We start from the raw sequence: 13,719 nt of genomic DNA, 5'->3' as shown, positions 1-13,719 counted from the left end.
GGCGCTTCGTTTTTTCGGGCGGCATCGAGTGATGCCGCCCTGTGCGAGCATTCGATTACTTTTTGTTGGTCGTTTTGCTCGTTGTTTTCGACGCACCCTGTGCGGACGATTGCTCGGTCTGTTTGCTGTCGGGAATCGCATCCGAGAGCTTTTTGAGCATGATGCCCGCGATACTCGAGGCGCTCACGCCGTCGGCTGAGAGTTGCCCGTTTTCATAGCGGATGTTTTCGAGGTGAATCGTTCCGGCAAGCTTGTCGCTGTATTTGTCGATTTTTTTGGCTGTATCCTCTTTGCCGCGAATGGCGGAAATGATCGAGGCAATGCCAGCCACTTCGCGAATGGCTTGAGTCTGCTTCTTCGCGGGCTGTTCGATTTCAGCTTTGGCGATAACCAGGTAAAGCGGCTCGGTCGTGGCGACCTCCATCCCAGAAAGCGAAGCCTTCGTCCAGCTCATGATGGTCGTGTTCTTCGCATTCGTGAGATCTAGATCGGCAAGCGACATATTCCCCTTCCAGCCGATGATGGGCTTTTCCTTCTCTTCGTTCACCGTGAGCTTGCCGCTCATGGCGAAAGCGCCCTTCTTGGCGCCGAGCCCCGTATAGCCGCGCAGGAACGGCGAGACGTCTTTGAGCTGAAGATTGGCGGCTTCAAGGTCAACATTGACACTCAAGGGCGAAAGACCGAAGCTGCCAGCGGCGTTTACGGTACCGCTTGCTGCGCCGAGAGCGACGTCGAGTACGGCGGTTGATTTCGGTGTCGAACTCAGGTTCTTGACCGTGGCGTTGATGCGCGAAAGGGCGAGATTTGCGGCAGGCTTGAGCGTTTCGTCGCGAAGGGTGAATGAGCTGTTCGAAAGGGTGGCCGATCCCACCTTCCACTGCCAGCTCGACGACGAGGCGCCGGCGCTGCCCTTGGCAGCAGCCTTGCTTTGCTCATTGCCTGCATTCGGTTTCCCGTTGCCTGTCGTCGCATTTTTTTGGCCGAGCTGCGCAAGGTCGAACCCCTGCTTTGTGTTGACCGCGTGAACCGAAAGACCGTCAACCGCTACGCTTGACACGTCGGCATTCTGCTTGAGAAGGTCAATGCTCGAAAGTGATGCCGAAGCCTTTTTCGCTGTCAGGAAGGTCTTTTTGCCGTCCTTGACAGATATGTCCGCGATCGTCGCTGAGCCCGAAACGGTTTGAACGTTATCGGCGTATTTGAGTTTGATGCCGAAGTCGGCGAGGGCGGCAATGTCAAGGTTCGTTGCCGACTTGATATAGGAGGTAAGCGACTTGGTCGAAAGCTTTGAACCCGTCACGGATGCATCGATCGCAAGGGGTGTGATTGCGACATTGCCCTTGGCGGTGACGCGTCCGCCGATCAAGTTGACCGACGCGTCGAGCGTCGCCTTCTGGCCTTCGGCGCTACCGAGTCCGTGCACGGAGACATTGATATTTGAGGCAGCGAGCTTGGCAGCAGGTTTGACGGTGTTGTCAAGCCAATTGATCGTGCCGTTTTTAAGCTGGGCTTGTGCAAGCGACCACTGCCAGCCGCTTGAATTGTTCGCCGTGCTCTCGCTGCTGGAAGCCGCTGTTCCAGCCGTACCGTTCTTGCTCGAGTCCGTCGTTGTGGAGATTGCTTCGATGACGTTGAGCCCCGACTTGTCGTTTCTCAGGTTGACACGCAGTCCGTCGAGCTGAGCGAGATCCACGGCCGCGTTTTGCGAGACAAAATTGACTTCTTTGAGCGCGACGCTCGCAGTCTTGAAGCCGATAAGTTCGGCGGCGGATTTGCCGCTCCCCTGAACAATCGAGACGCCGTCAAGCGTGGTGCTGCCCGAAAGAAGCATCTTGGCGGGTTCTCCGCCCGTCGGATTCCGGAAGATGAGATTGAGATCCGAAGAGAGCTTGCCGCTTGCGACGTGCAGTTTCTCACTGCTCAACATCGGTGCAAGTTTGGCGAGCGGAACAACATCGAGTTCCGTGACCTTGAGGTTGAGCATTGCTTCGAGCGACGAGCCGAAGGGTTTCGTCGAACCGGTCGCCTCGATGGGGGTGCCGTTGAGCTTCAGCGACAAGGTGGGGGTGACGAGGCTTTCTCGGGAACTTTCGAGCGTACTCACGAAGGGCAGGCTCAAGGCGATATCCGTGACGGCCTGATCGATGCCGAGCGAGGCATCGGCATATCGGATCGAGCTGTTCGTGACGGAAATGTTATAGAGCGCGAAACCGGGCAGCGCAGAAGAACCTTCGCTCGAGGTAGCCTTAGCAGTCGTGTCTGTCGAGGCCGTCGAGCCGCCAGAGCCCGTGAGTGCGGCGATGTCGGCTTTGAGCGCATCGTCCATAACGGCATCGATCTTGAGACCGTCTACGGCGATTTGGTCAAGGACAGGCGCAAACTTCAGAATCGTCTGTGCGGACGCATCCACGAGGAGTCGATCAAGATGCACGAGTGAGCCGCCTGACTTCTTGGGAATGTCAAGCCCCTTGATTTCATAGGTCCATGTCCAAGGATTGAACCGGACATCTTCGAGCGTGGCGGTCCGACCGAGTTTGGCGCTCACGAGCTGATCGAGTGCCGTTCTTGTTGCGTAGGGGATGCCGAGGTAGCCGATCCCGGCGTAAAGGGCCGTGCCGACGACAACCGCAGCGGCAGTGAATTTGAAAAGGCCGTTAGCCATGCTGTTCCCTCTGTGCGATGAGCGCAAATGCGCGCTTTTTCTCTTATGTTCTTCAATTATTGTTCCTGCGCTTGCGTGCGACGAGCAAAATTGCAAACGTCTTTTGCCGTGCGCAAAGAGAGGTGTTTCGCAAGAGAGGCACTGAAAAGCCCGCGAATGGCAGTCGAGCCGATGGGTGGACTAGTCCTGTGACCCACAAAACAAAATCCCGAACCACTTTCGCAGTTCGGGATTTCAGAAATTTGGTGGAGGTGGCGGGAGTTGAACCCGCGTCCGGAAACCTTTTTCCGATGGTTCTACATGCGTAGTCGACTAATTTGAGTTTCGCCTGCAGCTTTGCCAATCGACGGGCCAGTTACAGACTAGACGTCTAAGTTTCGGTTCGACATCGACGACGGCTACCGAACCTAGGCTATGTAAAACGATGCTGCTGTCGGTCGCCCGACCTGACCCATAGTCAAATCAGTGCAGCATCTCGCCAATTAGGCGGCGAGAGCGAAACGCTTGTTGTTGGCGTTTGTTTGTTTGCAGCGGATTTACGAGGTGACTGCACCTCGGCATGCCCCATTCAGCGTCCGTGTCCCCGTCGAAGCCAAGACACCCCCTGAACAAGGAGTTCAATCATAGCGCATTCGGACGCGACAGATGACATTTGGTGGGGACCTCCTCGCTAGAAAATGCGTGAGACGGGTGGCGGTTTACGCTCAGAGACCTGAGACTCACGCCTAGAGTGCTTGTTTTCAGAGCGTCAAAAACGAGAGCACATCGCTTGGTTCCTTAGCGAGGTATTGCGCCTCTGCCGGTACGGGCAGCACCGCCGCGCTCGAATCCCAACGAGCGAGCAGGCAGCGAATTCCCGCACGGTACGACGCTTCGATATCGCTAGTCGCATCGCCCACATAGAGCGTTTCTTTTTGTGAGGCGTCTAGTTGAGCCATGGCGAGTCGTATGCCGTCAGGTGCGGGCTTCATAGCCGAGCCCGGGGTGTCGCTACCGATAATCGCATCAAAGTAATGATCCAGCGAGAGCGTTCGCAGGATCTCTTTGGCGTAGACGGTCTGTTTGTTGGTGACGACCGCCGTGCGAACGCCTGTATCGCGAAGGTGTTCAAGAACGGTCGTGATCCCTGGAAACGGCTTCGAATCGACGGCAACACGCTCTTCGTAGTTGCGCAGAAACTCGGCGCGAAGCGCTGGAAAGCTTGCTTCGTCGGGTGCAATGCCCAAGGCTGCTTTGACGAGCGTGGTGGCGCCGCGGCCCGTAAGCGGGCGCAACGCGTTGAAGGATAGCGGTTCAAGCGCTCGGTCGGTTCGAAGCTTGTTGGCTGCTGCCGCAAGATCCGGCGCCGTGTCGACGAGTGTTCCGTCGAGGTCGAAAAGCACGAATTTGATCATGGGGCGACTTTTGTTTTTCGGACTTCAGTGTGCCCGGACCAAAAGAAAGCCCCCGCAGTTTGCAGGGGCTTGTCGCTAGCATGTTGGTCCGAGAGGCTGATGCGGTCGAACCAACTGCAGATGCAGATTATTCCGCAGGACGCGTGCCGACGACTTCAACCACGGCGCGGCGGTTGGGGGCGAGGCAGTTGACGAGTTCGCGGAAGTTCTTGATCTGGCCCTGACGCGAGGGATCCGGGCAGTTGACGACCGGGTCAGCTTCGCCCTTGCCTTCCGTCTGGATCAGCTGAGCGTCGACGCCCTTCGAGACCAGGTAGGCCTTGACGGATTCGGCGCGCTTCTGCGACAGACGTTCATTGAACTTGTCCGAACCGATACGGTCGGCATAGCCCGTCGACAGAATGACTTCGATATCAACGCCGGCGATGCGGGAGACGAGGTCGTCAAGAACGGCCTTGCCTTCGTCCTTCAGGTCGGAACGGTTGTAGTTGAAGAGCATGTCGGCGGAGAAGGTCACCTTTTCAGCGGCCTTGGCCGGAGCGGGTTCTTCAACAGCCTTGCAAGCTGCGGCGTCGAGGATGTCGGCGTCACAAGCGCAGCCGGCGCCGTTCACGCCGAGCGCTTCGGCAAGGGCGGGCGTCCAGAAGCCGGTGCGCCAGCAAAGGCCGGTACTGTTCTTGACGATGTCGCCCGAGCTCGAGTGGACATACGGATTCACCTGTTCGGCGGCGAACGAGGCGCCGGAGACGGCGAGCATCACGGCGGCAACGATGCCACCAATCTTCGCGGAAGTCTTCATGTGTTTTTTCCTCAAAAAAACTGGGAATGGACGATTTTTTTGTTGTGCGCCCTAAGGAAGACAGCACCGAAAGGTCATCCAAGCCTGAAAACAGAAGGAATGGAAGAATCGGTTCCGAAGGTGCCGAGTCTTCCGCCTTCTCGAATTTTTAGAACCACATTGTAAGCGCCTCTGCAGCCACACGGAACAGGTTTTTCCCGCAACGTTTGCCAACGGGATGAAAAAACGGGTTTCTTGCCTGTCGCAGAGGACACATGTTCAAAGTCTATTTTGCCATTTCCCGGCGAGCGAGTTGGCGCGGTCGACCGCATTTAGATCGTGGTAAGCGACGATTTCTTGCCTAATCGCAATAAGACGTCCGTTGACCCATGTGTGCGTGATGTTTTCACGCCCTGCCGCGTAAAGCAGCTGTGCTGCCGGGTCCTGCACGGGAATGGACTGGATCGTCGCGAGGTTGACGGCGATGAGGTCGGCCGCCTTGCCGGGTTCGAGCGAACCGATGCGGTCGTCCCAGTGCAGTGCGCGTGCGCCGCCGAGCGTGGCGGCTTCGAGCATGTCGAAAACGGTTGCGACTGTTGTGTCGCCCGCGACGGCTTTGGCGAGCATCGCTGCCAGACGCGTTTCGCCGAGCATGTCGAGCTTGTCGTTGCTCGCTGCGCCGTCGGTGCCTATACCGACGTTGACGCCGCGCGAGAGGAGCTTGGCAACGGGCGAGAAGCCGCTGGCGAGCTTGAGGTTCGAGCACGGGCAGTGGCACGTCGAGGCGCCCGCACGCGCGAGCCGATCGATGTCTTCGTCGTTGAGATGCACGGCGTGAACGGCAATGAGGCGCTCGTTGACGAGACCGAGCCGCTCGAGACGCTCGAGCGGGCGTACGCCGTGGTCGCGCAGCGAATCCGAGACTTCAACGGCCGTCTCATGAACGTGCATGTGAATCGGGGCGTCGTATTTGGCGGAGAGAGCCGCGCAGGCTTTGAGCGCTTCGTCGTTTACCGTGTACGGCGCGTGCGGTGCCACGGTCGCTCGCACAAACTCGTCGCCCTTGCACGCCTCGAGCACGGCTTCAGCACGCTTCAGGTATTCGGCATCATCCTTGGCCCAGGCGGAAGGAAAACCAATGACGAAGGCCGAGGTTGCGCAGCGCAGACCCGCGTCACGCAGACCGCGTGCGGCATCCATCGGGAAGAAGTAGTGGTCAGAAGTCGTCGTGATGCCGCTTGCAGCCATTTCGAGGCCGGCCATATATGCGCCGTCATGCACGAAGCTCGGACTCATCAACTTGCCTTCTGCCGGCCAGATTTTTGTTGTGAGCCAGTCCATGAGCGGAAGATCGGCGCCGAGCCCGCGCACGAGGTTCATCGCCGCGTGCGAGTGCAGATTCACGAAGCCGGGCATGACGAGGCTCTCGGGCAGCGAAACGACGTCGTCGGCCTCGTACTGCGTTCTGGCTTCGGCTGTCGGCAGGATCGCCGCAATGTTGCCGCCTTTGACGATGACGCTTTGGTTTTCAAGAATGACGCCTTTGGGCACGATGGGCAGAACCCAGCGGGCTTCAATGATGGTGTCGACAAGCTGCATTTGAAATCCTTGAATGATCGGTTGTGCTCGCTCTCGCAAGGTGCGGGAGCGGCTCTCGGCGGCATTTTAGCGAGTCGCTTCGCCGACGCGTGCAACGCGCAAAGCAACATCCTGATATCTCTGTGATCGAGGCTTGTGCGGCCGTGCCGGCCGACGCATGCTGGTACAATTGACCGTTTGCAGAGCGAGTCCCTCCGCGCCGCGCATTTGACTCGCGGCGCACCGGCGGCTTGCCGCTCTCCCAAAAAACAAGGAATCAGTCTCGATGGACGAAGAGAAGAACACTCAGGACGAAGAGCTGCCGCAGTCCGAAGGCGGCTCTCCGACGTCTGGCGACGCGATCGCGCAGGAACTGCTGCCCGTGTCGCTGGAGACGGAAATGCGCCGCTCCTATCTCGACTACGCCATGAGCGTCATCGTCGGGCGTGCGCTGCCCGACGTTCGCGACGGCTTGAAGCCGGTGCATCGCCGCGTGTTGTTTGCAATGAAGGAAATCGGCAATACGCACAGCAATCCCACAAAGAAGGCTGCGCGCGTTGTCGGTGAAGTCCTCGGCAAATACCATCCGCACGGCGACAGTGCGGCCTATCAGACGATCGTTCGCATGGCGCAGGACTTTTCTATGCGCTATCCGCTCATCTACGGTCAGGGCAACTTCGGCTCCATCGACGGCGACAGTGCGGCAGCCATGCGTTACACCGAAGTTCGCCTCGAGAAGATCGCTGCGGAAATGCTCGCGGACATCAACGAAGAGACGGTCGATTTCGTGCCGAACTTCGACAACTCCGAGCAGGAACCCGTCGTGCTGCCGACGCGCCTGCCCGAGCTCTTGATCAATGGCTCGGCCGGTATCGCCGTCGGCATGGCAACGAATATTCCGCCGCACAACATTCGCGAAACGGTCGACGCGTGTCTGCACGCGCTTGAAAATCCCGATTGCTCGATCGAGTCGCTTATCGAACTTATGCCCGCTCCGGACTTTCCGACGGGCGGCATCATCTTCGGTCTCTCGGGCGTGCATCAGGGCTACCGCACCGGCCGCGGGCGTGTTGTCATGCGTGCAAAGACGCACCTGGAAGAGTTCGGCAACGGTCGCACCCGCATCGTTGTCGACGAGATTCCGTACATGGTCAATAAGCGTGTCATGTACGAGCGCATGCACGAACTCTGGCGTGACAAAAAGCTCGAAGGCATCTCCGAGATGCGCGACGAGTCGACCAAGCAGGTTCGCATTGCGATCGACCTCAAGCAGGGGGCGATGCCCGAAGTGGTTCTGAACAACCTCTTCAAGAACACGCAGATGCAGGAAAGCTTCGGCATGAACATGGTCGCGCTCGTCGACGGTCAGCCGATGCTTTTGAACCTCAAGCAGATGATCGAGTTCTTTCTCGCGCATCGCCGAGAGGTCGTGACGAGACGCACGATCTTCCGCTTGCGCAAGGCGCGAGAGGCCGGTCACCTTTTGGAAGGTCAGGCCATTGCGCTTTCCAATATCGACGAGTTCATTCGCCTTATTCGTCAGTCGCAGACGGTTGAAGAGGCGCAGAAGGCGCTTCTCGGCCGAGGCTGGGCGCCGGGATTTGCCGCCGAAATCGCCTCGCGTGCTGCCGAGAATGGCCGCGATGTTTATCCGGAAGGCATGGAAGAAGACCGCGGCCTGCGAGCCGATGGCCTCTACTACCTCACGAAGGCTCAGGTCGACAATATCCTTGCGATGAATCTGCGCCGCCTCACGGGGCTCGAGCGCGAAAAAATTCTCTCGGACTATCGGCAGACGATGGAGCGCATCTTCGACTTGATCGACATCCTTGCCAAGCCCGCGCGCGTAAGCGCGATCATTGCCGAGGAACTGCGCGCCATCCGCGACGAATTCGGTGACGAACGCCGCTCGACGATCGATCTCAACGGCGACCCGAACTTCAATAAGCGCGACCTCATCCCGCAGCGCGACATGGTCGTCACGCTCACCGAGGGCGGTTACGTTAAGAGTCAGGAGCTGAACGACTACAACGCGCAGACGCGCGGCGGCAAGGGCCGTAACGTTCAGGCAACGACAAAGGACGACGTGATCGAGGCGCTCTTTATTGCGAATTCGCACGACATCATTCTCTGCTTCTCGACGAATGGGCGCGTCTATCCGATCGATGTCTTCGATCTGCCGGAAGGCAAGGCCAATTCGCGTGGTCGTCCGATCGTCAATCTGCTGCCGTTGGCTGAAAACGAGCGCATCAGCTTCATCCTGCCGATTCAGGGTTTTGATGCCGAGCATTTCGTCGTTATGGCGACCAACAAGGGCACGATCAAGAAGACGCCGCTTGAGACTTTCAAGAACGTGCGCAACAAGGGCATCATTGCCACCACGCTCGACGAAGACGAAGTGCTCGTGGGCGTGGGCATTGCCAAGATCGGCGACGACGTCATGCTCTTCTCGGATGCCGGCAAGTGCGTTCGTTTCGGTCTTGATGAAGTTCGCGCCACCGGCCGCACTGCACACGGCGTGCGCGGCATGCGCATCAAGCCCGGGCAGTCCGTGATCGCGCTCGTCGTTGTCGACGATGAAACGAAAGATATTCTTGCCGCCACCGAGCACGGCTACGGCAAGCGCACGCCCGTTTCCGAATACACGCGGCACGGTCGAGGTGTTCAGGGCATCAAGGCCATTTCGACCTCGGAGCGCAACGGCAAGGTCGTTGCCGCCTGCCTCGTGTCACCCGAAGACGACATCATGATGCTTTCGACGGGCGGCAAGGTTATCCGAACGCGTGCGGCCGAAGTGAGTGTCTACGGGCGCGGCGCAAGCGGCGTGCATCTCATTCGTCTGGGCGAAGACACGCTGCAGTCGGTCCGTATCGTTGCGAGAACGGGCGAGGAGACTGATGAAGACATCGATCACCTCGATATTGAAATTCCCGAGGATGCCGACGTGGAGGAACCCGACGATCTTGACGAAGAGCTCGACGTCGCGGCCGATGAGGCGGATGACGACGCGAATGCGGAACGCTGATCCGCATTTCGGCTGAGAGTGAAGCGGTGCGGTTTTCGCGCCGCTTCATTCGTAATAAGATCCGAGGAAGAGAGCAAGCTAAAAAAGGGAGGTCAGATGGCGCGCGTTTTGAACTTCGGTCCCGGTCCGTCAATGCTGCCCGAGAGCGTGCTCAAGCGCATGCAGGCTGAACTACTCGACTATCACGGCTGCGGCTGGTCGATTGTCGAGGCGAGCCATCGAGGCACCGAAGTGCAGGCACTGATGCGCGACCTTCGCGCGGCGGTACGCGATCTGCTTGCGATTCCCGACAATTACGACATTCTTTTCTGCCAGGGCGGCGGCAGGCTGCAGTTTGCCATGGTGCCGATGAATCTTCTCGGGGCGAGCCCTGTAGCTTCCTATCTCGTGACGGGTACGTGGAGCAAGACGGCCGCCAAGGAGGCGATGCGCTTTGCAAAAACGCAGCTCGCGTTTTCGGGGAACGGTACTCGGCTTCCTGTCGACGAGGAAATCGACATTGTCGAGGGTGCGGCTTATTGCTACTACTGTGACAACGAAACCATTCACGGGCTCGAATTTCCGACAATTCCTGAGCCAGACCTGAAGGGGGCGCCGCTTGTCGCAGACATGTCGAGCAACTTTATGAGTCGGCCGATCGATGTCGAGCGCTTCGGGCTCTTCTGGGCTGCTGCACAGAACAATCTCGGGATTGCCGGGCTCACGGTTGTTGTGATCCGAAGAGATCTTCTTGGACTTGCGAGTTCCGACGTGCCCACGCTCATGAATTACGGCGTCTATTCGAGAACGTCGAGCATTCCCAATACGCCGCCCGTTTTTCAGCTCTATGCAGCCAAGCTCATGGCTGAATGGATCGAGAAGGAGGGGGGCGTGGCCCTTATGAACGAAAGGGCAAAGGCACGTTCGGCGCTGATATACGAGGTGATCGATTCGCTCGGCGACTTCTACCTCACGCGAACGGAAGCCCGTGCGAGAAGTCGTATGAACGTCGCCTTTCGGCTGCGTACCGAATCGCTTACCCAAGATTTCATCAAGGCGGCCGAGGACGCGGGTCTATACAATTTGGCCGGGCACAGAAGCGTGGGCGGTCTGCGCGCGTCAATGTATAACGCCATGCCGCTCGAAGGTGCCGAACGGCTTGCGTCGTTCATGCGCGGCTTCGCCGACAAGCACGCCCGCTCGAACTGAGCGTCTGCGCCGAGCTCCTTCGAGGAGCCGAGGCACGCACCACTCGAAAAAGGAAACACTATGCAGGACATTCCCGTCATTACCATCGACGGCCCGGCCGCTAGCGGAAAAGGCACGATTGCGGCGCGCGTGGCTCGCTCGCTCGGCTTTCACTATCTCGACAGCGGCGCGCTTTACCGTCTCGCTACGTTTGCGGCGCTCAAGCACGGCATTTCGCTCGACGATGCAGCTGCGCTTGCCGCGCAGGCTGCGAACCTTGATCCCGTGTTCGATGGCGAGAAAATCCTCTTTGAGGGTGAAGACGTATCAACGGCCATTCGCTCTGAAGCCGTGAGCTCGGCTACGAGCCAGGTCGCCGCCATCCCGGAGGTGCGCGAAGCGCTCTTCAACCTGCAGCGGCGTTTTGCCCGCGCGCCCGGTCTCGTTGCCGACGGCCGCGATATGGGTACGGTGATTTTCCCGAAGGCCGAGCTCAAGGTGTTCCTGACGGCAACGGCGCGCGTGCGTGCCGAACGTCGCTATAAGCAACTTGTCGAGCGCGGTGAAGCAGCCGATCTTGACGCGCTTACGCGTGATCTCGAGGCGCGCGACAAGCGCGATAGGGAACGCGAGACCGCGCCCCTGCGCGCGGCAATCGATGCGTACATTCTCGACACCTCCGAAATGGATATCGAATCGGTCGAGAAAAAAGTGCTCGAATGGTGGCAAAGCCGCTGATCGATTGTGTAAGATGCTGATTTCCGCGGCGTCTCGCTCCGAGGCGCCGTTTTGTTTAACTCCGCCCAAAGCCGTTGCTGTTGTGTTCGACAGCGCAAACTGCGGGCGTGCTTTTCATTCTTTTTTTCCAATAATGTCCAACGAAACCATCAAGCCCGAATCCTTCGCTGAGCTTTTTGAACAGAGCCTCGCCAGCCAGGAAATGCGTCAGGGTGAAGTCATCACCGCTGAAGTCGTTCGCGTCGACTACAACTTCGTCGTCGTGAATGCCGGCCTCAAGAGCGAAGCCTATGTGCCCATCGATGAGTTCAAGGATGACCGCGGTGAAGTCACGGTCAAGCCGGGCGATTTCGTCTCCGTCGCTATCGAATCCGTTGAAAACGGCTACGGCGACACCATCCTCAGCCGCGACAAGGCCAAGCGCCTCGCCGCTTGGATGAATCTCGAGCAGGCGCTCGAATCCGGCGAACTCGTCACCGGTACGGTTACGGGCAAGGTCAAGGGCGGTCTCACCGTCATGACCAACGGTATTCGCGCCTTCCTGCCGGGTTCGCTCGTCGACACCCGTCCGGTCAAGGACACGACGCCGTATGAAGGCAAGACCTTCGAATTCAAGGTCATCAAGCTCGACCGCAAGCGCAACAACGTCGTTGTTTCGCGCCGTGCCGTCGTCGAAGCCAACATGGGCGAAGAACGCGCCAAGCTCCTCGAAACGCTTCAGGAAGGCGCCATCGTTAAGGGCATCGTCAAGAACATCACCGACTACGGTGCCTTCGTTGATCTCGGCGGCATCGACGGTCTGCTCCACATCACGGACCTCGCTTGGCGTCGCGTCCGCCACCCGAGCGAAGTCGTTCAGGTCGGCCAGGAAATCGAAGCCAAGGTTCTCAAGTTCGACAAGGAAAAGAACCGCGTTTCGCTCGGCCTCAAGCAGCTCGGCGAAGATCCGTGGATCGGCATCTCCCGCCGCTACCCGAAGGCCACGCGCCTCTTCGGCAAGGTCACGAACATCACCGATTACGGTGCCTTCGTTGAAGTCGAAGCCGGTATCGAAGGTCTCGTCCACGTCTCCGAAATGGATTGGACGAACAAGAACGTCGATCCGCGCAAGGTTGTCCAGCTCGGCGACGAAGTCGAAGTCATGGTTCTCGACATCGACGAAGAACGCCGTCGCATCTCGCTCGGCATGAAGCAGTGCAAGCCGAATCCCTGGGAAGAATTCTCCCAGTCGCACAAGAAGGGCGACAAGGTGACCGGCCAGATCAAGTCGATCACCGACTTTGGCGTCTTCATCGGCCTGCCCGGCGGCATTGACGGCCTTGTTCACCTCTCCGACCTCTCCTGGAACGAACCGGGCGAAGAAGCTGTCCGCAAGTACAAGAAGGGCGACGAAGTCGAAGCCGTTGTTCTCGCCATCGATACCGATCGCGAACGCATCAGCCTCGGCATCAAGCAGCTCGGCGGCGATCCGTTCAGCAACTTCACGAGCACCCACGAAAAGGGCTCGATCGTCAAGTGCACGGTCAAGAGCGTTGACGCCAAGGGCGCTGTGATCGATCTCGGCAATGACGTTGAAGGCTACCTGCGCGCCAGCGAAATCGCTGCCGACCGCGTTGAAGACGCCACGACGCGTCTGAGCGCCGGTCAGGAAATCGAAGCTGCCATCATCAGCCTCGACCGCAAGAACCGCAGCATCCAGCTCTCGATCAAGGCCAAGGACGCCGCCGAAGCTCGCGACGCGCTCAACCGCCTGAACGCCGATGCCGATGCCTCCACGGGCACGACCAATCTCGGCGCTCTGCTCAAGGCCAAGCTCGAACAGAAGTAATCGGCAGGGGTGATCATCATGGTGCAGGCCATGACGAAATCCGAACTGATCGAGGAACTCGTCGATCGCAAGTCGTCCGATCTTGATCGGGCGACCGACCGCAACATCGCTGACGGCGTTTCGGTCATCATTGCTGAGATGTCGAAGGCCCTCGTTGAGGGCAATCGCATCGAAATTCGCGGTTTCGGCTCGTTCGGGCTGAAGTATCGCGACAAGCGGGTCGGCCGAAATCCTCAGGACGGTTCGCCGGTTGCCGTGAAGGCTCGATATACCGTCTTTTTCAAGGCGGGTAAGGGTCTTCGCGAGCGAGTCGACGACTTCGAACGCTGATGCTCGAGAGGTGCGCGGCAGCGCACCTCCCAGACTGAGTCGGTAAATAGAAAGGGGGAGTGATCTTCGGATTGCTTCCCTTTTTTCTGTATGGACATCGAAGGTCGGATCTTTGCGTTCTCGACGCTTAGCATCGCCTCTCGCTAAAATGTTCGATTCTGCGTCGAGCGTTGTCGTTTCGGCGCACTTCTCAACACTTTTCCTGTCTTTACTGTTCAG

The 13,719-nt window shown here is 58.7% G+C and carries 9 protein-coding genes and 1 other RNA gene; 5 read left to right on the top strand and 5 right to left on the bottom strand.

Annotation, left to right across the window (positions count from 1 at the left end):
- Positions 1–55: 55 nt before the first annotated feature.
- The 5 genes from H6A60_RS06325 to H6A60_RS06305 form a co-directional block, all read right to left on the bottom strand.
- A complete protein-coding gene (locus tag H6A60_RS06325; RefSeq protein ID WP_205102574.1) occupies positions 56–2,662 on the bottom strand; it encodes a DUF748 domain-containing protein in 2,607 nt (868 codons plus the stop codon).
- 243 nt (positions 2,663–2,905) lie between these two features.
- Positions 2,906–3,267, bottom strand: a transfer-messenger RNA (tmRNA) gene (gene ssrA / locus H6A60_RS06320).
- A gap of 135 nt (positions 3,268–3,402) precedes the next feature.
- Positions 3,403–4,056 (bottom strand): HAD family hydrolase, encoded by a 654-nt coding sequence (locus H6A60_RS06315; protein ID WP_205102573.1) that lies wholly within the window; start codon positions 4,054–4,056, stop codon positions 3,403–3,405.
- Between the two features lie 127 nt (positions 4,057–4,183).
- A complete protein-coding gene (locus H6A60_RS06310) occupies positions 4,184–4,855 on the bottom strand; it encodes an OmpA family protein (RefSeq protein ID WP_205102572.1) in 672 nt (223 codons plus the stop codon).
- Positions 4,856–5,113: 258 nt separating this feature from the next.
- A complete protein-coding gene (locus tag H6A60_RS06305) occupies positions 5,114–6,433 on the bottom strand; it encodes a TRZ/ATZ family hydrolase (protein ID WP_205102571.1) in 1,320 nt (439 codons plus the stop codon).
- A gap of 265 nt (positions 6,434–6,698) precedes the next feature.
- Between H6A60_RS06305 and gyrA the strand changes: the two genes are divergently transcribed.
- From gyrA to H6A60_RS06280, 5 genes are all read left to right on the top strand, one after another.
- Positions 6,699–9,437: a DNA gyrase subunit A gene (gene gyrA / locus H6A60_RS06300; protein ID WP_205102570.1), complete on the top strand. Its 2,739-nt coding sequence runs from the start codon at positions 6,699–6,701 to the stop codon at positions 9,435–9,437.
- A gap of 96 nt (positions 9,438–9,533) precedes the next feature.
- Positions 9,534–10,625: a 3-phosphoserine/phosphohydroxythreonine transaminase gene (gene serC, locus H6A60_RS06295; protein ID WP_205102569.1), complete on the top strand. Its 1,092-nt coding sequence runs from the start codon at positions 9,534–9,536 to the stop codon at positions 10,623–10,625.
- A gap of 60 nt (positions 10,626–10,685) precedes the next feature.
- Entirely contained in the window at positions 10,686–11,342 is a 657-nt protein-coding gene (cmk, locus tag H6A60_RS06290; RefSeq protein ID WP_205102568.1) for a (d)CMP kinase, read from the top strand.
- A 133-nt stretch (positions 11,343–11,475) separates the two neighbouring features.
- Positions 11,476–13,170 carry a 30S ribosomal protein S1 gene (gene rpsA, locus H6A60_RS06285; protein WP_205102567.1) on the top strand — a complete coding sequence of 565 codons (1,695 nt, stop codon included), beginning with the start codon at positions 11,476–11,478 and terminating at the stop codon, positions 13,168–13,170.
- Positions 13,171–13,200: 30 nt separating this feature from the next.
- A complete protein-coding gene (locus H6A60_RS06280) occupies positions 13,201–13,500 on the top strand; it encodes an HU family DNA-binding protein (RefSeq protein WP_239477625.1) in 300 nt (99 codons plus the stop codon).
- Positions 13,501–13,719: the final 219 nt, after the last annotated feature.

Source organism: Sutterella massiliensis, from assembly GCF_016899755.1.
In the GTDB taxonomy this organism is placed as follows: Bacteria; Pseudomonadota; Gammaproteobacteria; order Burkholderiales; family Burkholderiaceae_F; genus Sutterella; species Sutterella massiliensis.
This window is presented reverse-complemented; position numbering and strand designations above follow the sequence as displayed.